Here is a 19,709-nt window from a genome sequence, read left to right as displayed (position 1 = left end):
CTAGCCGGGGTGCGTCCGTGTGGTGGCTCAGCCGGCGGCGCGGTGGGCGTCCGCCATGACCAGGTCGGCGTTGATCATCGCGCCCGCGTTGAGGCCGGCGGCCGCGCTGACGATCACCTGGGCGCGGAGGTCCGTGACGTTGCCGGCCACCCAGACCCCTGGTACCGACGTGGCGCCGTTCGCGTCGGCCTTGACGCCTACCCCGACCTCCACCTCGCCCATTTTGACCGGCTCCGTTTCGACGCCAAGGTCGGTCAGGAGCGCGGAGCGGGCCACCATGCGGGTCGGGGTCACCCAGACGTCGCGGGTCAGGGTGTCGCCGCCGGCCAGGTGGAGGGTGCGGTCAGGGTCGAGCCTGGTGGCCCGGTCGTCGACGACCGTCACGCCGCGGGCGGCCAACAGCTTCGCCTCCTGCTCGGACGGGGCCGGCTGTCCGTTGAGGACGATGGTGACGTCGGCGCTCCACTGCCGCCACAGCAGGCCCGCGTGGGTGATGCCCGGTGTGGTGGCGATGATCCCGATCGCCTGGTCGCTTACCTCCCAACCATGGCAGTACGGGCAGTGCAGCACGTCGCTGCCGAGCCTGCCCGCGATGCCCGGGATGTCGGGGAGGTGGTCGGCCAGGCCGGTAGTGATCAGGAGCCGCCGCGCACCGTACTCCCGGCCGTCGTCGAGCGTGACCGTGAAGCCGTCGTCCGCCGGCTTGGCCGCGGTCGCCGTACCCGTCACGAACCTGGCGCCATAGCCCGCAACCTCCGTGCGGCCGAGTTCGAGCAGTTCCGCGGGCGGCGTGCCGTCACGGGTGAGAAAGTTGTGCACATGCCCGGCGGCGGCGTTGCGGGGCGTGCCGTTGTCGACGACCAGCACCGACCGCCGCGCGCGGGCCAGGGTGAGCGCGCCGGCGAGCCCCGCGGGCCCGCCACCGACCACGATGACGTCATACGTTTCCATGCGGTCCACGTTCCCTCGCGGCCCGGGACAGTGGCAAGTTTCGTTGCCGTTGTGGCAAATTCGGTGGCATGGAAGCGCGCGAAGTGGGCGAACGGCTACGGGCGTTGCGGAAGCAGCGCCGCATCACGCTGGCCGACCTGTCCGAGACGACCGGCATCTCGATCAGCACCCTGTCCCGCCTGGAGGCTGGCCGCCGCAAGCCGACGCTGGAGCTGCTGCTGCCGCTGGCCCGCGCACACCAGGTGGCCCTCGACGAGCTGGTCGGCGCGCCGGAGACCGGCGACCCCCGCGTGCACGGCCGCCCGATCCGCCGCGGCGAGGTCGTCTTCCTGCCACTCAGCCGCCGCCCGGGCGGGCTGCAGGCGTTCAAGCAGATCATCCCGCCGAGATATCCGTCGTTCGGCTACGAGCTGCAGACCCACGAGGGGTACGAGTGGTTCTACGTCCTCGCCGGCCGCGTGCGCCTGCAACTCGGCGAACACGACCTGACGCTGCGCGACGGCGAGGCCGCTGAGTTCGACACACGGACGCCGCACGCGATCACGAACCCCTACGAGGAGCCGGCCGAGGTACTCAGCCTCTTCGGCCCCCAGGGCGAACGCATGCACGTCCGCGCCCGCCCCAAGCGCGCGGACACCGGGAGTTGACGCGGTCCGGCCGGGGCCGCCGCGACCGCCCGCCCGGGACCGCCCGCCCGGCACCGCCGCGGACCGCCCGCCCGGCGTTACGCACCGCCCGCTTGCGCCGGACGATCACCCGCCGCAGCTACGTGGTGGGACCCTCCCGCAGGTTGGGCAGCACGGCGCGCACGTCGGCTGCGGCATCGCGGCCGCAGACCGGGCACGCGCGCTGTCGGCCCCGCCGCCCGGTACGGCCCGCGCGGCCGGCTCTGGCGGCGGCCTGGCGCGCACGCGGGCCCGCCGCCGGCGCCGCCGGCCAGCGGCCGGTCACGGGTGCAGGGCCGCGCCCTTGAAGGCCTAGTCGACGTCACCGCGCGGCCCGCCGCCCGCGCCGCCGGCCAGCGCCCGGTCACGGGTGTAGGGCCGCGCCCTTGAAGGCCTTGTCGACGTCACCGCGCGCCCCGTGGACAGCGATGCCGACCAGGTCCAGCTTGTCCGCGTGGACCGCCGCCACCGCGGCGCGGTTGTCGGCGTCGTTGCCCGTCGCGAACAGGTCCGCGGTGAACACCGCCGGTGTCAGGCCGCGGCGCAGTGCCCGCTCCCGTGCCGCGGTGAGCAGCGCCGCGTCGCCGGTGAAGACCATCACCGGCTGGCGGAACATCGGCAGGTACGGGGTGCCGTCGGCGTCCGCGTACGGCTGGCCGATCGTCTCCGGGCGCGTGCCGGCGATGCCGCTGACCAGGAACGCGGTCACGTTCAGCCGTTGCCACGTGGCCAGGTCGTCGCGGAGCAGCACAGCGATCTTGGTGTCGAACCTCATGACCTCCAGCGTGCCGGCGCGCGAGCCCGCCGGTCTTGTACGTTCCTGACATGGACGGTCAGCGACTGCGGGCCTGGCGGCCCGCGGTGCCGGGGATCGCCGAGGTGCTGCACGCCCGGTTCGTCACGCACGCCTACCCGCCGCACACCCACGACGCGTGGACGCTGCTGGTGGTCGACGACGGCGCGATCCGCTACGACCTGGACCGGCATGGCCACGGCGCGGTCGCCGACCAGGTCACCCTGCTGCCGCCGGACGTGCCGCACGACGGGCGGGCCGCGACACCGGGCGGCTTCGTCAAGCGCGTCGTCTACCTCGACGCCGACGTGGTCGGTCGCGACCTGACGGGCGCCGCCGTGGACCACCCGGCCCTGGCCGATCCGCTGCTGCGCCGCCGGGTCACCGAACTGCACCGCGTGCTCGACGGACCGGGCGAGGAACTGCAGGCCGAGAGCCGCCTCGCCCTCGTCGTGGACCGGCTCCGTGGTCATCTCGGCGCGCCGGCCCACCGCGAGCCGGAGCCGCGCCGGCTCGCCCGGGACCTGCGCGACCTGCTCGACGCCCACGTCGACACCGGCATCACGCTCGAGACCGCGGCCGCGCGGCTCGGTGGCGCGCACCCCACCCACCTCGTCCGCGCGTTCACGGCGTCGTTCGGCCTGCCGCCGCACGCCTATCTCGTCGGCCGGCGGGTCGACCGGGCCCGCGCGCTGCTGCTCGCCGGCCAGCCACCGGCGCAGGTCGCGGCCGCCGCCGGCTTCTACGACCAGGCCCACCTGACCCGCACGTTCCGTCGCTACCTCGGCACCACACCGGCGAAGTTCGCGCGGAGTGCGGCGCGCCGCCCGGCCGCGCCCGACCGTGCTGGCTAGCGTCTGCGCGTGACCTCGCTCGTGCCGGCCAGCCGCGGCGTGCCGGCGCCGCGTGACCCGCACCGCGTGCCCGTGGTGGCCGCATCCGGTGCGGGCGAGTTCACCGACGCGTGGCTCGCCAACCGGCGCCTCTCGCCCCACACCCGGGCCGCCTACCGCCGTGACGTCGGGAGTTGGCTGACCTGGTGCGGCGCCCGCGACCTCGACCCCCTCGCGGCGACGTTCCTGGACGTCAACGCCTACGCCCGCGAGGTCGAGGAGACCGCCGCCCCCACCACGGTCGCGCGCAAGATGTCGGCGCTGTCGAGCTGGTACGACTTCCTCGTCAAACTGCAGGCCCTCGACGGCAACCCGGTCGCCGGCGCCGACCGCCCCCGGCTCGACCGCGACCACTCGGCCACCATCGGCCTGCTCCCGGAGGAGGTCGACGCGCTGCTGCGCGCGGCCGCCGCCGCGACCGGCCCGACCGCCGCCCGGACCCGGGCCGCCCTCGCCCTGCTCGCCGACCTCGGCCTGCGGGTCGGTGAGCTGGTCTCGCTGGACGTCACCGACCTGGGGGAGGAGCGCGGTCACCGCAGCATCCGGTTCACCGGAAAGGGCGGCAAGCACCGCCGTCGGGCCTTGACGCCCGGCACGGCCGCCGCCGTCGACACCTACCTGACCGAGCGCGCCGCCGCCGAGGGTGTCACGGTCGCCGAGCTGACCGGGCCGCTGCTGGCCACCGCGTCCGGCGGACGGCTCGACCGGCACGCGCTCTTCCGCCTGGTACGCAAGGTCGCCCGCGACGCCGGCATCCCCGCCGCTGACAAGCTGTCGCCGCACTCGCTGCGCCACGCGTTCGCCACCACCGCCCGCGCGGAAGGCGTGGCGTTGGAGGACGTCCAGGACGCGATGGGCCACGCGGACCCCCGCACGACACGCCGCTACGACCGCGACCGCCACAACCTGGACCGCGACCCGGCCTACGCGATCTGGGCGGCCCGCGCCCGCCGCACGCCCTGACGGCGAACCCCCACCGCCGCCCGGCGAAAGGGCTACGAGCCGGACAGCTCCTTCTCCAGCGGCGTGCGGAACTTCGGCTTGACGCGGACGTCGCCCAGCCAGTCGGCCAGTTCGTCCGCCGCCGCGGCGATCCGCTTCGACGTGCCCGCGGGCACCTCCTCTAGTAGGCGGTGAACCACCCGCCCGTCCGGGTGCTGGCTCCAGCCGCCCACCACCCGCCCGTCGACCCAGACCGTCGGCCCCGGGTTGCCCGACCGGTCGAACAGGGCCGGCGCGTGCGGACCCAGATACCACCCGCGGCCGACCCAACCCATGATGGTCGGGTCGAGGGACGGTAGGAGCGCCACCCACGGCTCGGGCGACGCGACCGGCTCCACATCGGACGCGAGCACGTAACCGGTCTCGCCGCCGTCGAGGTCGACCGTCTCCACGTCCAGCGCGGCCAGCGCCGCCTTGACCTGGGCGCCCGTCCAGCCCGCCCACCACTTCAGATCGGCGGCCGTGCCAGGGCCGAAGCGCGCCAGCCAGAGCCGCGCCAGCTTCGCTCGCGCGGTCGCCGCGTCGTGCAGGTGCAGCCCGCCCGGGACCCAGTCGGCGGCCGGCGCCCACGCGTACTGTGTGGACAGCCATGACCCCCGCGGCCGTCCCCGGACGATGAGGCCCTGCATCGACAGCAGGTTGAGCACCCGCGACGTGATCGCCGGCGTCGCGCCGTAGCTCTTGTCGGTGTCGATGGTCAACAGCGTGCGCAGCCGCGGCTCGTCGGCCGACAGTTGCGCGGCGGTGGCCGAGCCCCGGGCCACCAGCGCGGCCAGCGTGCTCCGCTCGACGTCACGTAGCCAGTCGTCGCCGACGTCGTGGCCCGCCTCGGTCAGGTGCTTGAGCAGCAGCTTGCGCTGCACGACCGCGATCGCGTCGGTGCAGGCCGCCTGCACGATCGGTGCGTGCTCGACCGGGGCGATGAACACCGTGCGGCGCATGCCGAGCATCCGGATCAGCGTGCGGTCCGCGTACAACGCGTGCTCGATGTCCTTGATGACCGGTGCCTGCAGGCGCGCCGCGGCCGACAGGTAGACGGTCGCCGGGTCGGTGGCGTGCAGCACCACGAGGTCGCGGGTGACCTCGACCGGGTCGTGTGCGGATGGGCCGGCCAGCCGGTGGCGGAGCGCCAGGCGGGCCCGCCGCTCGGTCACGTCGATGCGTCGCGTCACGGCAGGGATCGTCGCACGACCCACCGACAAGAACCGGCCGTCGCCATGCAAAGACTCCCTTGCAAAGATTCCTTGGCAAAGATACCTTTGCATACATGACGGAGCGCGAAATCAACCTCGACGCGACAACGCTGCGCGGCCTGGCCCACCCCCTGCGGGTCCGGATCCTCGGTCTGCTGCGCGAAGACGGCCCGGCGACGGCCACCACGCTGGCGGAGCGGCTCGGCCAGTCGACCGGCGCCACCAGCTACCACCTGCGGATCCTGGCCAACTACGGCTTCGTCGTCGACGACCCGGAACGCAACGTCGGCCGCGAGCGCTGGTGGAAGGCCGCCCACCGGACCACCCGGCTCGACGTTCCCACGGGCCTGCAGGCGCCGCCCGAGGCGGAGGGCTACCTGCGCGCGGTCGCCACGCAGTACGCGGACCGGGTCGCCCGTTTCCTCGACGAGATGGTGTCGCTGCCGCCGCGCTGGCTCGACCCGTTCACGATCAGCGACTGGCGGCTGCGGCTCACCGCCGAAGAGGCGCAGGAGCTCAACGAGGCGATCTTCGCGTTCGCCGCGCGCTACCGGCGCGACGACGAGGACGTCCCGCACCCCGACGACGCCGAACGCGTGGTGCTCCAGGTGCAGATCCTGCCGTTCCCCGCGGCGCCGGACGCCGAGCGGTGAGGCACCGGCGCGCCCTCGTCGCGCTGCTCACCGCCGACACGATCTCGGCGGTCGGCACCCGGATGAGCGCGCTCGCGCTGCCGTGGTTCGTGCTGGTCAGCACCGACTCCGCGACCAAGGCGGGCGTGGTCGCGTTCGTCGAGATGCTGCCGTACGTGCTGGCCGCGGCCGCCGGCGGGCCGTGGATCGACCGGGTCGGCGGGCGCCGGTTCAGCATCGTCGCCGACGCGGGCAGCGCGCTCGCCGTCGCGGCTGTACCGTTGCTCCACCACGACATCGGGTTCGGCGGCCTGCTCGTCCTGGTGGGGATCGCGGGCGCCCTGCGCGGCTTCGGTGACACGGCCAAGGAGGCCATGTTCCCGCGGATCGCCGAGGCGTCCGGCATGGAGATGACCAGGGCGGCGAGCCTGCAGGACGGGTTGCACCGGCTGGCCACACTGCTCGGTGCGCCCATCGGCGGCGCGCTGATCGCGATCCTCGACGCCCCGACGGTGCTGCTGCTCGACGCGGCCTCGTTCGGGTTCAGCGCGGTGCTCGTACTCCTGCTGGTGCGGGTTCCGCGGGTTGTCGATCCGTCGGGCGCGGCCGAACCGTACCCGCAGGCGCTCCGGGCGGGTCTGGTCTTCCTGCGCGGCAACAAGCTGGCCGCGGCGATCGTGGTGATGCTGTTCGCGACGAACCTGTTCGACGCCGCGTACAGCTCGGTGCTGCTGCCGCTCTGGGCGACGCTGGTCGGGTCGCCGGTGGTGCTCGGCCTGGCCAACGGGTCGTTCGCGATCGGTGCGGTGCTGGGCAACATCGTGTTCACCGCGTACGCGCCGCGAGCCCCGCGCTGGGCGTTGTTCACCTTCGGGTTCATCGTCGGCGGCGCGCCACGGTTCCTCGCGATCGGTTTCTCCGAGGAGATCTGGCTGCTGTACGCGGTGTCGTTCGTCGCCGGCGTGGGCATCGCCGCGATCAACCCGATCCTCGGGGCGGTCATCTACGAGCGGGTGCCGCCGCACATGATGGCCCGGGTGCAGGGGGTGGCGACGGCGGTGAGCTGGGCCGGCATCCCGCTCGGCGGCCTGCTGGGCGGTGCGGTCGCGGGCGCCGTGGGCGTACACGTCGCCTTGATCGTCACGGGTCTGCTCTATCTCTTCGTGACGCTGGTGCCGCTGGTCCGGCCGGTGTGGCGCGAGCTGGACGTCCGGCCGGCGAAGCCCGTGTCAGTCGCGCAGCCGGCGGCGTAGCACCTCGATCATCGTGTTAGCCGCGGCGAGCTGGTATTCCAGGCTGATGATCCGGACCGCGGCGTCCAGCCGCATGCCGTCGTCGACGAGGTTGCGGGCCCGGTCGGCGCGCTGCAGGTCGTCGCGGCTGTAGCGCCGATGGCCGCCGCTGGACCGGTGCGCCTCGAAGAGACCCGCCGTCTCGACGGCCCGCAGGAACGCAGGCGTCACACCGAGGGCGTCGGCGGCGGCGCTCATCGCGTACGCGGGATAGCTCGCGTCGTCGAGTGCGCCGGGGCCCGGTCTGTTTCCGGCCATCTCGCGGCTCCTGTTCCGGTCGGACCCGCCGGTGCTCCCCGGCGGGTCCGACCGCTGTCACATGTCAGGCGGACGCGCCCTCGATCACCCTGTGGTCGGACCGGGTGACCTCGATGCGGCGCGGCTTGGCCCGCTCGGCCACCGGAATCGTCAGGGTCAGCACGCCGTCGCTGTAGTCGGCGCGGATCGCGTCGACGTCGAGGCCCTCGCCGAGCACCAACTGGCGGCGGTAGGTGCCGGCCGGGCGCTCGGAGACCAGGTAGGTCGCCTCGTCGGGGTCGTGCCGGCGACGCTCGGCCTGCACGGTCAACGTGTTGTTCTCGGCGGAGACGTCGAGGGAGTCGACGTCGATGCCGGGCATGTCGAACCGGACCACGAAGGTGTCGCCGGTGCGCAGGCAGTCCATCGGCATGAGAGCCGGCGTGCGTGCCGCGCCGAGCACCTCGTTGGCGAGCCGGTCGAAGTCACGGAACGGGTCGAAACGCATCATGATCAGCACACCTCCCAGGGCGGGTTGTCGTGTCGTCGTGCCAGGGATGTTGTCCTTGGCGAAGCGGAAAGTCTATACCCACCGCTGCAGATTTCAAATCCGCCGTGAACCTTCTGGCTCCGGAGTGGTACTCACATGCGATGGACGGGTCCGACGAGGCGTTGGTGCGCCGCGTGGCCGGTGGTGACGAGCAGGCGCTGGAGCTGCTCTACACGGGTCACGCGGCCGCGCTGTTGCGCTATGCCGCACAGCTGACGGGTGACCGTGGGCTGGCGGAAGAGGCACTCCAGGACACGTTCGTCGCCGTGTGGCAGGGCGCGGCGGTCCGGTTCGGCGGCGGCTCCACCGTGCGCACCTGGCTGTTCGGGATCTGCCGCAACCAGGCGGGCAAACGGCTCCGTTCGGCCCCACCGCCCGCCCTGCCACTCGACGCCGCGGCGGCCATGGCGAGCGCTCTCGCCACGCCCGACGAGGTCGCCCTGGCCCGCGCCGATGTCAGCGCGGTCGGGGCGGCGCTGGCCCGGTTGCCCGCCGGGCATCGCGAGGTGCTCCATCTGGTGTTCGCGGCCGAGCTACCGATGACCGAGGTCGCCGCGCTGCTCGACATACCGCTCGGCACGGTCAAGAGCCGCCTGTTCAACGCCCGCGCCGCCCTGGCCAGGGCTCTGCCACAGCTCACCGCGAAGGAGGCTGGCCGATGACCCATCCCGTCGACGCGCTCCCGGCGTACACGGCCGGCACGCTATCGCCGCCGATGGCGGCGGACATCGCCGACCACCTGCGGGGTTGCGCTTCCTGCCGCGCCGACGCCGCGTCGTGGTCCGCGTTGGCCACGGGGATACGCGCGGCCACCCCGACCCTGGCTGCCATGGACCCGCCGCCGTTCGCGGCCGTCCGCGCGCGCCTGGTCGCATCGGCGCCCCCGGTCGCACCTGCCTACCGCCCGGCCGCCGCGGCCGGGCGCTGGTCGGCGCCGGTGCGGGTCGCGTGGGGGCTGCTGACGCGGCAGGTGCGGCTGGTCGGCTGGCGGGTGTGGGCGGTCGCGATCATGGTGATCGGCGGGGGTGCCGCGTTCGCCGGGTCCGCTCCGCCCGGCCGCGCCGGTGAGCTGCTGTCGCTGGTGATCCCGCTGGTCGCGGCCGTGTCGGTCGCCGCCGCGTGCGGCGCCGACGGCGAGGCGGTCGAGCTCGTGCGGTCGACGCCGACGTCGACGCGGGTGCTGGTGCTGGCGCGACTCACGCTGGTCCTCGCCGTCACCGTCGGGGTCGGCGCGCTCGCCTCGACGGCGATGGCCTGGCCGCGTGGTGATCTCCTGCTCGCGGAGCTGTTCCTGACCTGGTTCGGGCCGTTGGTGCCGCTGTCGGCGCTGAGCTTCACCCTGGCGGTGCTGTGGCGGCCGGAGGCCGGCGCGGCCGTGGTGCTGGGCTGCTGGATCCTGCGGCTGCTCGCACCGACGGCGCTGCTCGACCGCGGTCTGTCGACGGTGCTCGACGCGGTGTGGCGACCCGGGGTGCCCATGGTCGTGGGGGCGGTCGCGCTGACGTTGGTCGTCGTCGGCCTGGCTCCGCTGGCCAACCGGCGTGTGGTCCGGCCGGCCGCCTTGTCGTGACCGCGCTGTTCGGAGCCGCTGGCCAGGGTCAGCGCTTCGGCGACGAGTGTCCAGGTCAGTTGGTCGGCGGCGGCGCGGTCGATCATGGCTTGGGGGACCTCGGCGAATCTGCCCGTCGTCTCCTTCGTCATCCGAAAATCCTGCCTTCGTCGCGTGAACCTTCGGCGCCCGCCCCGGTACTCACCATCGTGAGACTTCCCATCTGGCTTCATGAGGCGCGTCGGGCCGGGCCCGCAGCGCTCGTCGCGGCGCCGGCCGCGTTGCTGCTCATGGCCATCGTCGCCATCGCCATCCAGGTCACCGGCGCCGGGCACAGGCGAGCCGAGCTGATCCTGGTCGCCGGGCTCGAGGGCGTCGTCCCTCTGGCGGTCGCGATGGCGGCGCTGACCATCGTCGTCCGCGAGAATTGTCGCGAGCTGCACCTGTCCCTGCCCACCCCGCATCTCGTCACCATCGGTCGCCGCCTCGGCGTGCTCGGCGCCATCACCGTCGCGGCCTGCGTCGTCTACGCCGCGGTGGCCGTCGTCGCGGGCTTCCGGGTCGGCCCGGGCGGTGGCGTGCTGGTGTGGATCGCGCCGACCCTGTGGCTGGCCGGCTTCGCCGCGCTGGTCGCGGCGATCAGCCGCAGCACGGTGCTGGCCAGCAGCGCGGTCGCCCTGGTGTGGCTGGGCGAGCTGTTCTGGGCGCAGACCTTCGTCGACAACGCGGGGCTCCGGCCGCTGTTCCTGTTCTTCACCACTCGGCTCGGCGACAGCCCGGGCTGGGCCGGCAACCGGGTCGGCCTGCTCGCCGGCGGTCTGGTCTTCCTGGTGGCCACCGCCGCCGTGCTGCTGCGGCCCGAACGACTGCTGACCGAGGAGGACGCGTGACCGCGCTGCTCGCCGTGGCCCGCTACGAATTCCGGATGCAGGCCCGCAAACGCTCACTGTGGATCTCCGCGGTGCTGCTCGGCGGTGCCCTGGTCGTCCTGCAGGGCGAGCGCGGCCCGCACCACCTGCCGCTGGACACGCCGGCCCGAGAGGTCGTGGGCACCTGGGCGCTGCTGTTCTCGATCCTGATGCCGCTCGCCTACGGCATGCTGCTGGCCGACCGCCTGGTCCGCGACCGCAAGCTCCGCGTCGAGCCGCTGCTGGAGAGCCTTCCGCACGCGCCGGCGACCCGGCTCGCCGGCAAGTTCCTCGGCGGCGTCGCCGCCTGCGGGCTGCCGGGCCTCGCGGCGCTGCTGATCGCGGTCGCCACCGAGCTGCCCAAGCGCCACGACCCGGCCCTGATCGGCTGGGCACTGGTGGCGTTCGCCGTCGTCACCCTGCCGGGCATCGCGATGGTCGCCGGCTTCGCCCTGGTCTGCCCGACGCTGGTCTCGGTGCCACTGTTCCGGGTGCTGTTCGTCGGCTACTGGTTCTGGGGCAACATGCTCGCCCCGGGCCTCCTACCGTCGCTGACGGGCACGCTGCTGACGCCGATCGGTGACTACGCCGCGACCTGGCTGCTGGGCAACGGCGCCACGGCCCTGTTCGCCGGCACGCCCGGCATCCTGCCCTTCCTCCGCCCCGACCCGACCGCGGCGACCGCCGCCGCGAGCGTCGCCGTGATCGTCCTGTTCGGGCTGATCCCGCTGGCCGTCGCCGCTTTCCTCGCCCACCGCAACGCCCGCCAGACCTGGCCGGCCAAGGCCTGAGAGGACCCCACCGTGCACATCGAGATCACCGACCTACGGCGCCGCTTCGGCCGGGTGACCGCCCTCGACGGGGTCGACCTCACCGTCTCCAACGGGATGTTCGGCCTGCTGGGCACCAACGGCGCGGGCAAGACCACGCTGATGCGGATCCTGGCTGGGGTGCTGCCCGCCACCTCGGGCCGGGCCGTGGTCGGCGACCACGACCTGTCGACCCGCGCGGGCCGCGTGGCGGTCCAGCGCCGCCTGGGCTACCTGCCGCAGGACGTCGGCCTCTATCCCGATCTGACGCCGACCGAGTTCCTCGACTACATCGGCCTGCTCAAGGGCCTCGACGACCGCGCGGCCCGCTGCCGGCAGATCGGGGAGCTCCTCGAGTTGGTCGGCCTGTCCGCGGAGGCGGGCCGCAAGCTCAAGGGCTTCTCGGGCGGCATGCGCCGCCGCGTCGGCATCGCCCAGGCGCTGCTGGGCGACCCGACGCTGCTCATCGTCGACGAACCGACGGTCGGCCTGGACCCGGAGGAACGGATCCGCTTCCGCACGCTCCTATCCAGCCTGGCGGGCAACCGCACTGTGCTGCTCAGCACGCACATCGTCGAAGACGTGGCGCAAACCTGCCGCCAGACGGCGGTCCTAGCCGGCGGCCGTGTCCTGTTCACGGGCGCGGTCACCGACCTCACGGCCCGCGCCGACGGGGTGACCTGGGAGATCATCACCCCAGGCCCACCACCCACGGAGGGCGTCGTGGTCTCGGCCATCGCGCGGGCGGACGGCACCCACTACCGCGTGGTCAGCCCGCGGCCGCCGGCGCCCGATGCCGTGCTTGTTAGCCCGTCGTTGGAGGAGGGGTATGTCGCTTTGATGCGCTCCGCGACCCCAACCCCGGTCGGCTGACGCCCCGGCCACCGCCGGGGCGGCGACCTTGACCCGGCGGTGGCCCGGTCGGCCGGCGGCCGTGACCGCCCCGGCTGGGCCGCGCGCGATCGGGTAACGCGGCGGGTCGGTCACGCGGGGCAGACCGAACTCGCTCGGGAAGGCGGCCACCTGCCAGGCGCCCGGGTGGCCCGGGCGACCGGGACCGCCGGCTGCGCTGCAGGCGACCGGTTACCCGGGGATCGGGACCGGCGGCTGTGCCGCGGGTGATCGATTACCTGGCGGGTCGGTCACGCGGGGCAGACCGAACTCGCTCGGGATGGCGGCCACCTTGACCCCGGCGCCCCGGCGCCCCGGCGCCCCGGTCGGCCCGGCGACCGGGACCGTCGGGGCGATCGGTTACCCGGCGACCCGGAACGCCGACCGCGCCGCGGGCGATCGGTTACCCAGCGACCGGGACCGCGGGCTGCGCTGCGGGCCATCCGATACCCGGCGGGTCGGTCATGCGGGGCAGACCGAACTCGCTCCGCCCGTCAGCCGTTCAGGAGCATCAGCGCCAGCACCGTGGCCGCGATCGCGACCGCGATGCTGAGGGCGATGACCCAGGCCAGCCCCGCGCGGTTGGGGGCCGGCGAGACGGTCGGCGGGACGGGCTGGCTCGGCACGAAGCCGCCGTAGCCGGTGGCTGGGCTGGCTGGTGCCGGATAACCCGGGCCCGCTGGGCCGGGATAGCCCGGGCCACCGTTGGCCGGCGCCAGGTTGCCCGGGCTGCCGCCGGCTTGGGGTGAGTTGCCCACGCCAGCGTCGGCTTGGGCCGGGTTGCCCGGGCTGCCGTCGGCCTGGGGAGGGTAAGCCGGGCCGGTGCCGGCGGTCGGCGGGTAACCCGGGACAGAGCCCGCGCCGCCCGGATAGCCCGAGGCAGTCCCGGCTGAGGGTCCGTGGTCCGGCGCCCCCTGACCAGCGCCGGACGTGGGCACCCGCTGCGTCGGCACCACGAACCCCGACGGCGGCGACACCGGCCGGTCCCCGCCCGACCCCATCGGCAGGCGCTGCGTCGGCACCCGGGCCCCGGGAGACTCGACCTCAGGGCTGACCGCACCTTGCGCCACGACCGTCTCGGGCTGTTCCAGTGCCGTCGGGGCTATGCCCAACTCCTGATGGATCATCCGGGCCACCAGCGGCATCCGGCTCGAGCCGCCTACCAGGAACACGCCTACCAGGTCGTCCTCGTCCAGGCGGGCGTCCGCGATCGTGCGGGCCAGGCAGTCGACCGTGCGTGTCAGCATGGGGCGGGCCAGGCGTTCCAGTTCGTCGCGGGTCACGTGCGCCGCCACGTCCAGGGCCGGCAGGTGGATGTCCGCCGACGACGTGCGGGACAGCGCCTCCTTCGCGCCCCGCACGTCGTCGTACAGCAATGCGCGTTGGCGGCGTTCCGCCGCTGACGACGGCGTCACGACCGCGTCCCAGACCGCCGTCCGCGACGACGAGTACGCCGCGCCCAGGTGCTCCACCAGCGCCTGGTCCAGGTCGAGCCCGCCGACGTCCGGCAAACCGTGCGCGGAGAGCACCTCGAAACCGCCGGGGGACCTGCGCACCACCGCCGCGTCGAAGGTGCCGCCGCCCAGGTCGTACACCGCCAGTGACGCGCCGACCGGGACCGCCCCGCGGAGCACGCCCGTGAAGTAGCGCGCCGCCGCTACCGGCTCCGGGAGCAGCACCGGGGTGCCGGGCAGGCCCGCCGACGACGCCGCCTCGACCAGCACCCCCGTGCGCAGGCCGGACCAGCCCGCCGGGTGCGTCAACACGACCGAGAACGACTCGCCCGCCCACCGCCGCGCCTCCTCCGCCACCCGGCCCAGCACGGCCCCGACCAGCGACGGCACCGGCACCGACCGCGCGCCCAGCAGCACCGAACCCTCGTCCACCCGCCGCTTCGGGTTGGGCTCGAACCGCGCCGGGTCGAGGCGGGCCGCCCGCACCGCGTCGGCGCCCGCGACCAGACGGTCGGACGGATCGAGGTAGACGGCGGACGGCAACAGGGGCGAGCCGTCGAACAGCAGCGGCCGTGACGTGCCATCGACGGCAACCACCGCCACCGTGTGCGACGTGCCGAAATCGATGCCCACCGCCCGCATGGCCGTCACCCTATCGTCGGTCGAGGCCGGCATACTCCGTCGCGTGCACCCGTATCTTGACGCCCCCACGCCGCTCGCGTTCGCCCACCGGGGCGGCGCCGCCGACGGTGACGAGAACACCGCCGAGGCGTTCGGGCGCGCGATCGCGCTCGGCTACCGCTATGTCGAGACCGACGTGCACGGCACCCGCGACGGCGTCGCGGTCGTCTTCCACGACTCCGATCTGCGCAGGGTGACCGGCCAGCCGGGCCAGATCCGCAACATGACGATCAAGGACCTGGAGGCGGTACGCGTCAACGGCTCGGCCGCCGTGCCCCGGCTCGACGACGTCCTCGCCGCGTGGCCGCAGGTGCGGTTCAACATCGACGTCAAGGCGGCGCCCGGCATCGCACCCACCGTGCAGGCGGTCAAGGACGCGAAGGCCGCCGACCGCGTCCTGCTCGCCAGCTTCAGCGACAGCCGTCTGGCCCGCATCCGCGCCCTCGCCGGCCCGGAGATCGCCACCTCCCTCGGCATGCGCGGCGTCACCAGGCTGTGGCTGGCGTCGAGGCGCAACAGCAAGATCAGGATGCACCCGAGTGTGGTCGCCGCGCAGGTCCCGCCACGGTACGGGCGCCTCACCGTCGTCGATCGACGCTTCGTCGCGTACACCCAGAAGCTCGGCCTGCAGGTTCATGTCTGGACGATCGACGAACCCGAGCCGATGCACCACTTACTGGATCTCGGCGTGGATGGCATCATGACCGATCGCGTCGACGTGTTGCGCGACGTCTACATCGCCCGCGGCCTCTGGCCCGCCTGACCACCCCGAGGAACATCCGATGGCCGAGGTCACCGCCGCGACACCCGTCGACGCCGCGCCACCGCCGAGCACCAAACGGGAGCGCACCGGCTGGTACATGTACGACTGGGCCAACTCGGCCTTCCAGACCACGGTCATCACGGTCTTCCTCGGCCCGTTCCTGACCACGGTCACCGAGCTCGCCGCCGGCTGCGCGCTGGGGGCCGACGAGTGCACCGGGCGCGTCCATCCACTGGGGATCGAGATCGCGGCCGGCTCCTTCTACCCGTACCTCATCTCGCTCTCGGTCCTGCTCCAGGTCTTCGTGCTCCCGATCGTGGGCGCGATCGCCGACCGTACGCCGCGCAAGAAGTGGCTGCTGGCCGGCTTCGCGTTCCTCGGCTCGCTGGCCACGATCCTGTTCGCGTTCGTCACGGGCGACCGCTATCTGCTCGGCGGACTGCTGTTCCTCGTCGCCAACATCTCGTTCGGCGCCGCGTTCGTGGTCAACAACTCGTTCCTGCCCCAACTCGCCGCGCCCGACGACCGCGACCGGGTGTCGAGCCGCGGCTGGGCGCTGGGCTATCTCGGCGGCGGCCTCCTGCTGCTGCTCAACCTCGTCGCCGTGATGCTGCTCAGCCAGGACGGCAACGACCAGCGCACCCTCGACCTGGCCCGCTGGTCGATCGTGTCGGCGGGCATCTGGTGGGCGGCGTTCACGGTGCTGCCGCTGCTGTGGCTGCGGGACCGGCCGGTCGTCGTCGACGCGACCACGCCGGCACCGCGCGGCAACGTGCTCACCGACGGGTTCCGGCAGCTCGGCGGCACGATCAGGCACCTCAAGGCGTACCCGCTGACCTTGTTCTTCCTGCTCGCGTTCCTGGTGTTCAACGACGGCATCCAGACGGTGATCACGCTGTCGAGCCAGTACGGCACCGAGGAGCTCAAGCTCGAGCAGAACACGTTGATCATCACGATCCTGCTGGTGCAGTTCCTGGCGTTCGGCGGCGCGCTGGGGCTGGGGCGGCTCGCGGAGAAGATCGGCGCCTGGAAGACCGTGCTGATCAGCCTGGTGCTCTGGACCGGCGTGATCATCGGGGCGTTCTGGCTGCCGGCCGAGGCGCCGGTGCCGTTCATGATCCTCGGCGCGTGCATCGGCATCGTGCTGGGCGGCAGCCAGGCGTTGAGCCGGTCGCTGTTCAGCCAGATGATCCCGCCGGGCAAGGAGGGCGAATACTACGGTTTCTACGAAATCAGCGACAAGGGTACGAGTTGGCTCGGGCCGCTGGCCTTCGGTCTGGTGTTCCAGCTCACTGACTCGTACCGCGTCGGCATCATCTCATTGGTGTTCTTCTTCGTCGTGGGCTTCTTCCTGCTGCTGGCGGTGCCGGTCCGCCGGGCGATCGTGGCCGCGGGGAACACGCCGCCGCGCGTGCTGTGAGCGGATCTCGCGTATCCGGCGGTTAGGCTGCCGGATCGTGACCGACGACTCCGCACTGTCCACGACCTGCCACGCCGCCGGCGACGGGCGGCTGCGCCACGGCGCGGCCCTCAAGTTCTTCTGGGGGCCGATGGACTGCGGCAAGTCGACGATGGCGCTGCAGATGAACTATAACCACGCGCGGCAGGGGCGGCGTGGCCTGGTGCTGACGCGGATCGACCGGTCGCTCGGCCCCAAGGTCACCTCCCGGATCGGGCTGGCGCACGACGCGATCGAGGTCACCGATGATCTCGACCTGGTGGAGCTGGTCCGGTCGAAGTGGGCCGCCGGGGTCGGTGTCGACTATCTGATCTGCGACGAGGCCTGTTTCTACGGTGAGCAGCACATCGAGCAGATGGTGGAGCTGGTCGACTGTTACGACGTGGACGTGTTCGCGTTCGGTCTGGCCAGCGATTTCCGGTCGGTGCTGTTTCCCGCGGCGCGGCGGTTGTTCGAGCTGGCCGACTCCGTGGAGCGGATCCAGGTCGAGGTGTTGTGCTGGTGCGGGCGGGCCGGTGCGTTGAACGCGCGGGTCGTCAACGGGGTGGTGGCCCGGTCGGGTGAGCAGGTCGTGATCGGGGATACGGCGTCCGACGCGGACGTCCGTTATCAGGTGTTGTGCCGGCGGCATTTCATGGCCGGTGAGCTGGGTTCCGTCGCACCGCAACCGGCACTGCCGGGCATGTGAGAAATTCTTTGTCGGTACGCGAACCAGATCGGTTCCTCGTTCCGATGAAGAGTATGTGAGACCACCACCTCCTCCGAGTGACGCTGATCTGCTGGCTCATGTCGCCGCGGGCGACCGGGCGGCGTTCGAGGCGTTCTACCGGCGGCACGCGGCCTGGCTGGTGCTGCGGCTGCGGCATCGCTGCCCCGACGACGGGCTGGTCGACGAGGTGGTGCAGGAGACGTTCCTCGACGTCTGGCGTGGTGCCGCGCGGTTCCATGCCTCACCGTCCGCCGACGTCGCCGGCTGGCTGTGGCGGGTCGGGTCGCGGCGGCTGGTCGACGCGCTACGGCGGCGGCATTCCCGCGACCGGTTGGGCCGGCTGCTGGCCCGGTTCCGGCGCCGCGACGAGCCGTCCGCCGAGGAGCAGGTGCTGCGGGGGGTCGAACACGGCGACCTGTCCGGTGCGCTGGCGCGGCTCTCGCCTGAGCTGCGCGCCGTCATCCAGGCCACGGTGATCGACGGCCTGTCCACCGCCGAGGCCGCCGTCCTGTTGGGCATTCCGGCCGGCACGGTCAAGTCCCGGGCGATGCGCGCCCGCCAACAGTTGCGTGCGGAGTTGACATGACCACCACCTGGCATGTTCCTGACGACGACCTACGCGCCTATGCCGGGCAGGGCCTCGGGCCGCCGCTGCTCTGGTCGACCGAGACCCACCTGGCGTCCTGCGCCGTGTGCCGCTCGCGGCTGGCCGCGCTGGTCCCGGTCGACGCCGGTTGGGCGCGGCTCGACGCGGCGCTGGACGCGCCGCGTCCAGGGCCGGTGGAGCGGGTGCTGGTCCTGGTCGGCGTCCCCGACCACACCGCGCGGCTGCTGACGGCCACACCGGCACTGCGCCTGTCGTGGCTCGCGGCCGTCGCGGCCACGCTGGTGCTGACGGCCCTGCTGGCCAACGCGGCCACGCCCGTGGTGTTCCTAGGGGTGGCGCCGCTGCTGACGCTGATCGGCGTCGCGGTCTCGTTCGGGCCGGGCGTCGACCCGACCTACGAGATCACCGTGACGTCGCCGGTGCACGCGTTCCGGCTGCTGCTGTTGCGCTGCGTCGCGGTGCTGGTGGCCAACACGCTGCTCTGCGCGGCGGCGACGCTGTTCGTCCCGGGCTACGGCCTGACCATCGCCGGGTGGTTCCTGCCGTCGCTGGCGCTGACGGTGCTCACGCTGCTGCTGTCGCCGCGGCTCGGCCCGGCCTGGGCGGCGGTGCTGGTCGGCGCCGGCTGGGTGCTGGCGGTGACCTGGGCCGAGATGCTGCCCTTCTCCGCCGCCGGCCAACTGTCCCTGTGCGCGGTCGTGGCCGTGCTGTCCGTGCTCCTGGCCCGCCGGGCCGCCCTGTTCGACGTCCTGACGACCCGGAGGATCCGATGACCCTCGCCACCGACACCGCTGTCCGCGCCGACGGGGTGGTGCTGCGCTACGGGCGCACGACCGCCCTCGACGGGGTCTCCCTGTCGCTCGGCACCGGCGTGACCGGCCTGCTCGGCCCCAACGGCGCCGGCAAGACCACGCTGCTGCGGGTGATCGCGACCGCGGTGCGGCCCGATTCCGGCACGGTCTCGGCGTTCGGCCACGACGCGTTGACCGGCCCGGGCCGGCTCGCGGTCCGTCGCCGCCTCGGCTACCTGCCGCAGGACCCGGGCTTCCACCCGTCGTTCACGGCGTTCGAGTTCGTCGACTACGTCGCGATCCTCAAGGAGCTGACGGTCCGGTCGGCCCGGCACGCCGAGGTACGCCGCGTGCTCGCCCAGGTCGGTCTCGACGAACAGCGTGGCAAGCGGATCCGGGCCCTGTCGGGCGGCATGCGGCAGCGGGTCGCCCTGGCCGCGGCCCTGGTCGGCGACCCGGCGCTGCTGATCCTCGACGAGCCGACGGTCGGTCTCGACCCCGAGCAGCGGATGCGCTTCCGGGAGCTCTTCGCCGACCTCGGCGAGGACCGGGCGGTGCTGCTGTCGACCCACCAGACCGAGGACGTCATGTCGCTGTGCCGCACGGTCGTGGTCCTCGACGAGGGCCGGGTCCGCTTCGACGGCACACCGGTGGAGCTGGCCGCCCAGGCCGCGGGCCGCGTCTGGACCAGCGAGACGCGCGCGACGGGCGCCCTGGCGTCGTGGCGCACGGGCACGGGCTCCTACCGCCAGGTCGGCGACCCACCACTCGGCGCCGACCTGCTCGAGCCGACCATCGAGGACGGCTACCTGACCCTGGTCGGCCTACGCGCGACGGAGGACCCGCGATGACGGCGCTGCTCGACGCGCGGGCCCGCCGG

The 19,709-nt window shown here is 73.2% G+C and carries 22 protein-coding genes; 16 read left to right on the top strand and 6 right to left on the bottom strand.

Going from position 1 to position 19,709, the window contains the following annotated elements:
- Positions 1-27: 27 nt before the first annotated feature.
- Positions 28-951, bottom strand: coding sequence for an NAD(P)/FAD-dependent oxidoreductase (locus Asi02nite_RS28355; RefSeq protein ID WP_203716997.1), 924 nt, complete (start codon positions 949-951; stop codon positions 28-30).
- Between the two features lie 68 nt (positions 952-1,019).
- On the opposite strand from Asi02nite_RS28355, the gene Asi02nite_RS28350 reads away from it, so the two are divergent.
- Complete coding sequence (locus tag Asi02nite_RS28350; protein WP_203716996.1) at positions 1,020-1,598, top strand: helix-turn-helix domain-containing protein; 579 nt, start codon at positions 1,020-1,022, stop codon at positions 1,596-1,598.
- Positions 1,599-1,980: 382 nt separating this feature from the next.
- Here Asi02nite_RS28350 and Asi02nite_RS28345 read toward each other — a convergent pair whose 3' ends face one another.
- Positions 1,981-2,391, bottom strand: a complete 411-nt coding sequence (locus Asi02nite_RS28345) for a DUF2000 domain-containing protein (protein WP_203716995.1) — start codon at positions 2,389-2,391, stop codon at positions 1,981-1,983.
- Positions 2,392-2,441: 50 nt separating this feature from the next.
- Here Asi02nite_RS28345 and Asi02nite_RS28340 point away from each other — a divergent pair, with 50 nt between their 5' ends.
- Entirely contained in the window at positions 2,442-3,263 is an 822-nt protein-coding gene (locus Asi02nite_RS28340) for an AraC family transcriptional regulator (RefSeq protein ID WP_203716994.1), read from the top strand.
- Between the two features lie 66 nt (positions 3,264-3,329).
- Positions 3,330-4,265 carry a tyrosine-type recombinase/integrase gene (locus tag Asi02nite_RS28335; protein WP_373312341.1) on the top strand — a complete coding sequence of 312 codons (936 nt, stop codon included), beginning with the start codon at positions 3,330-3,332 and terminating at the stop codon, positions 4,263-4,265.
- Between the two features lie 32 nt (positions 4,266-4,297).
- On the opposite strand, the gene Asi02nite_RS28330 is transcribed toward Asi02nite_RS28335, so the two are convergent.
- Positions 4,298-5,476, bottom strand: coding sequence for a winged helix DNA-binding domain-containing protein (locus tag Asi02nite_RS28330; protein WP_203716992.1), 1,179 nt, complete (start codon positions 5,474-5,476; stop codon positions 4,298-4,300).
- A 95-nt stretch (positions 5,477-5,571) separates the two neighbouring features.
- On the opposite strand from Asi02nite_RS28330, the gene Asi02nite_RS28325 reads away from it, so the two are divergent.
- On the top strand, positions 5,572-6,150 hold the full coding sequence (locus Asi02nite_RS28325; RefSeq protein ID WP_203716991.1) for an ArsR/SmtB family transcription factor: 579 nt from the start codon (positions 5,572-5,574) through the stop codon (positions 6,148-6,150).
- Complete coding sequence (locus tag Asi02nite_RS28320; protein ID WP_203716990.1) at positions 6,147-7,382, top strand: MFS transporter; 1,236 nt, start codon at positions 6,147-6,149, stop codon at positions 7,380-7,382. Before Asi02nite_RS28325 ends, Asi02nite_RS28320 begins: the two co-directional genes overlap by 4 nt.
- On the opposite strand, the gene Asi02nite_RS28315 is transcribed toward Asi02nite_RS28320, so the two are convergent.
- Together Asi02nite_RS28315 and Asi02nite_RS28310 are read right to left on the bottom strand one after the other, a co-directional pair.
- On the bottom strand, positions 7,359-7,679 hold the full coding sequence (locus tag Asi02nite_RS28315; RefSeq protein ID WP_203716989.1) for a helix-turn-helix domain-containing protein: 321 nt from the start codon (positions 7,677-7,679) through the stop codon (positions 7,359-7,361). The genes Asi02nite_RS28320 and Asi02nite_RS28315 overlap by 24 nt on opposite strands.
- 64 nt (positions 7,680-7,743) lie before the next feature.
- Positions 7,744-8,169: an Hsp20/alpha crystallin family protein gene (locus Asi02nite_RS28310; protein WP_373312340.1), complete on the bottom strand. Its 426-nt coding sequence runs from the start codon at positions 8,167-8,169 to the stop codon at positions 7,744-7,746.
- Positions 8,170-8,309: 140 nt separating this feature from the next.
- On the opposite strand from Asi02nite_RS28310, the gene Asi02nite_RS28305 reads away from it, so the two are divergent.
- The 5 genes from Asi02nite_RS28305 (at position 8,310) to Asi02nite_RS28285 (ending at position 12,347) form a co-directional block, all read left to right on the top strand.
- A complete protein-coding gene (locus Asi02nite_RS28305; protein WP_203716988.1) occupies positions 8,310-8,870 on the top strand; it encodes an RNA polymerase sigma factor in 561 nt (186 codons plus the stop codon).
- Positions 8,867-9,778 carry a zf-HC2 domain-containing protein gene (locus Asi02nite_RS28300; RefSeq protein WP_203716987.1) on the top strand — a complete coding sequence of 304 codons (912 nt, stop codon included), beginning with the start codon at positions 8,867-8,869 and terminating at the stop codon, positions 9,776-9,778. The genes Asi02nite_RS28305 and Asi02nite_RS28300 overlap by 4 nt, the downstream gene beginning before the upstream one ends.
- A gap of 188 nt (positions 9,779-9,966) precedes the next feature.
- Entirely contained in the window at positions 9,967-10,647 is a 681-nt protein-coding gene (locus Asi02nite_RS28295) for a hypothetical protein (RefSeq protein WP_203716986.1), read from the top strand.
- Positions 10,644-11,456: an ABC transporter permease gene (locus Asi02nite_RS28290; protein WP_203716985.1), complete on the top strand. Its 813-nt coding sequence runs from the start codon at positions 10,644-10,646 to the stop codon at positions 11,454-11,456. The genes Asi02nite_RS28295 and Asi02nite_RS28290 overlap by 4 nt, the downstream gene beginning before the upstream one ends.
- Positions 11,457-11,468: 12 nt before the next feature.
- Positions 11,469-12,347: an ABC transporter ATP-binding protein gene (locus Asi02nite_RS28285; RefSeq protein ID WP_203716983.1), complete on the top strand. Its 879-nt coding sequence runs from the start codon at positions 11,469-11,471 to the stop codon at positions 12,345-12,347.
- Between the two features lie 512 nt (positions 12,348-12,859).
- Here Asi02nite_RS28285 and Asi02nite_RS28280 read toward each other — a convergent pair.
- Positions 12,860-14,461: an Hsp70 family protein gene (locus Asi02nite_RS28280; RefSeq protein WP_203716982.1), complete on the bottom strand. Its 1,602-nt coding sequence runs from the start codon at positions 14,459-14,461 to the stop codon at positions 12,860-12,862.
- A 43-nt stretch (positions 14,462-14,504) separates the two neighbouring features.
- Between Asi02nite_RS28280 and Asi02nite_RS28275 the strand changes: the two genes are divergently transcribed.
- The 6 genes from Asi02nite_RS28275 to Asi02nite_RS28250 are packed head-to-tail and all read left to right on the top strand — an operon-like array spanning position 14,505 to position 19,680.
- Entirely contained in the window at positions 14,505-15,263 is a 759-nt protein-coding gene (locus Asi02nite_RS28275) for a glycerophosphodiester phosphodiesterase family protein (RefSeq protein ID WP_373312339.1), read from the top strand.
- Positions 15,264-15,282: 19 nt separating this feature from the next.
- Positions 15,283-16,683: an MFS transporter gene (locus Asi02nite_RS28270; RefSeq protein WP_203716979.1), complete on the top strand. Its 1,401-nt coding sequence runs from the start codon at positions 15,283-15,285 to the stop codon at positions 16,681-16,683.
- A 37-nt stretch (positions 16,684-16,720) separates the two neighbouring features.
- Positions 16,721-17,410, top strand: coding sequence for a thymidine kinase (locus Asi02nite_RS28265; protein WP_373312338.1), 690 nt, complete (start codon positions 16,721-16,723; stop codon positions 17,408-17,410).
- Between the two features lie 55 nt (positions 17,411-17,465).
- The gene (locus tag Asi02nite_RS28260; RefSeq protein WP_203716977.1) at positions 17,466-18,017 is read left to right on the top strand and encodes an RNA polymerase sigma factor; all 552 of its coding nucleotides are present in this window, start codon (positions 17,466-17,468) and stop codon (positions 18,015-18,017) included.
- Positions 18,014-18,811: a cupin domain-containing protein gene (locus tag Asi02nite_RS28255; RefSeq protein ID WP_203716976.1), complete on the top strand. Its 798-nt coding sequence runs from the start codon at positions 18,014-18,016 to the stop codon at positions 18,809-18,811. Before Asi02nite_RS28260 ends, Asi02nite_RS28255 begins: the two co-directional genes overlap by 4 nt.
- The gene (locus Asi02nite_RS28250) at positions 18,808-19,680 is read left to right on the top strand and encodes an ABC transporter ATP-binding protein (protein WP_203716974.1); all 873 of its coding nucleotides are present in this window, start codon (positions 18,808-18,810) and stop codon (positions 19,678-19,680) included. Before Asi02nite_RS28255 ends, Asi02nite_RS28250 begins: the two co-directional genes overlap by 4 nt.
- Positions 19,681-19,709 lie beyond the last annotated feature (29 nt).

This window comes from Asanoa siamensis, from assembly GCF_016862555.1.
In the GTDB taxonomy this organism is placed as follows: Bacteria; Actinomycetota; Actinomycetes; order Mycobacteriales; family Micromonosporaceae; genus Asanoa; species Asanoa siamensis.
Note: the sequence above shows the minus strand (reverse complement) of the source record. Positions and strands in the feature narration are given on the sequence as shown.

Bases quoted from the DNA above. Each gene is read 5' to 3' on its own strand.
- Asi02nite_RS28345 (WP_203716995.1), bottom strand. From the start codon at position 2,391: ATGAGGTTCGACACCAAGATCGCTGTGCTGCTCCGCGACGACCTGGCC.
- Asi02nite_RS28350 (WP_203716996.1), top strand. From the start codon at position 1,020: ATGGAAGCGCGCGAAGTGGGCGAACGGCTACGGGCGTTGCGGAAGCAG.
- Asi02nite_RS28255 (WP_203716976.1), top strand. From the start codon at position 18,014: ATGACCACCACCTGGCATGTTCCTGACGACGACCTACGCGCCTATGCC.
- Asi02nite_RS28325 (WP_203716991.1), top strand. From the start codon at position 5,572: ATGACGGAGCGCGAAATCAACCTCGACGCGACAACGCTGCGCGGCCTG.
- Asi02nite_RS28355 (WP_203716997.1), bottom strand. From the start codon at position 951: ATGGAAACGTATGACGTCATCGTGGTCGGTGGCGGGCCCGCGGGGCTC.
- Asi02nite_RS28340 (WP_203716994.1), top strand. From the start codon at position 2,442: ATGGACGGTCAGCGACTGCGGGCCTGGCGGCCCGCGGTGCCGGGGATC.
- Asi02nite_RS28280 (WP_203716982.1), bottom strand. From the start codon at position 14,461: ATGCGGGCGGTGGGCATCGATTTCGGCACGTCGCACACGGTGGCGGTG.
- Asi02nite_RS28270 (WP_203716979.1), top strand. From the start codon at position 15,283: ATGGCCGAGGTCACCGCCGCGACACCCGTCGACGCCGCGCCACCGCCG.
- Asi02nite_RS28250 (WP_203716974.1), top strand. From the start codon at position 18,808: ATGACCCTCGCCACCGACACCGCTGTCCGCGCCGACGGGGTGGTGCTG.
- Asi02nite_RS28310 (WP_373312340.1), bottom strand. From the start codon at position 8,169: ATGATGCGTTTCGACCCGTTCCGTGACTTCGACCGGCTCGCCAACGAG.
- Asi02nite_RS28305 (WP_203716988.1), top strand. From the start codon at position 8,310: ATGGACGGGTCCGACGAGGCGTTGGTGCGCCGCGTGGCCGGTGGTGAC.
- Asi02nite_RS28315 (WP_203716989.1), bottom strand. From the start codon at position 7,679: ATGGCCGGAAACAGACCGGGCCCCGGCGCACTCGACGACGCGAGCTAT.
- Asi02nite_RS28300 (WP_203716987.1), top strand. From the start codon at position 8,867: ATGACCCATCCCGTCGACGCGCTCCCGGCGTACACGGCCGGCACGCTA.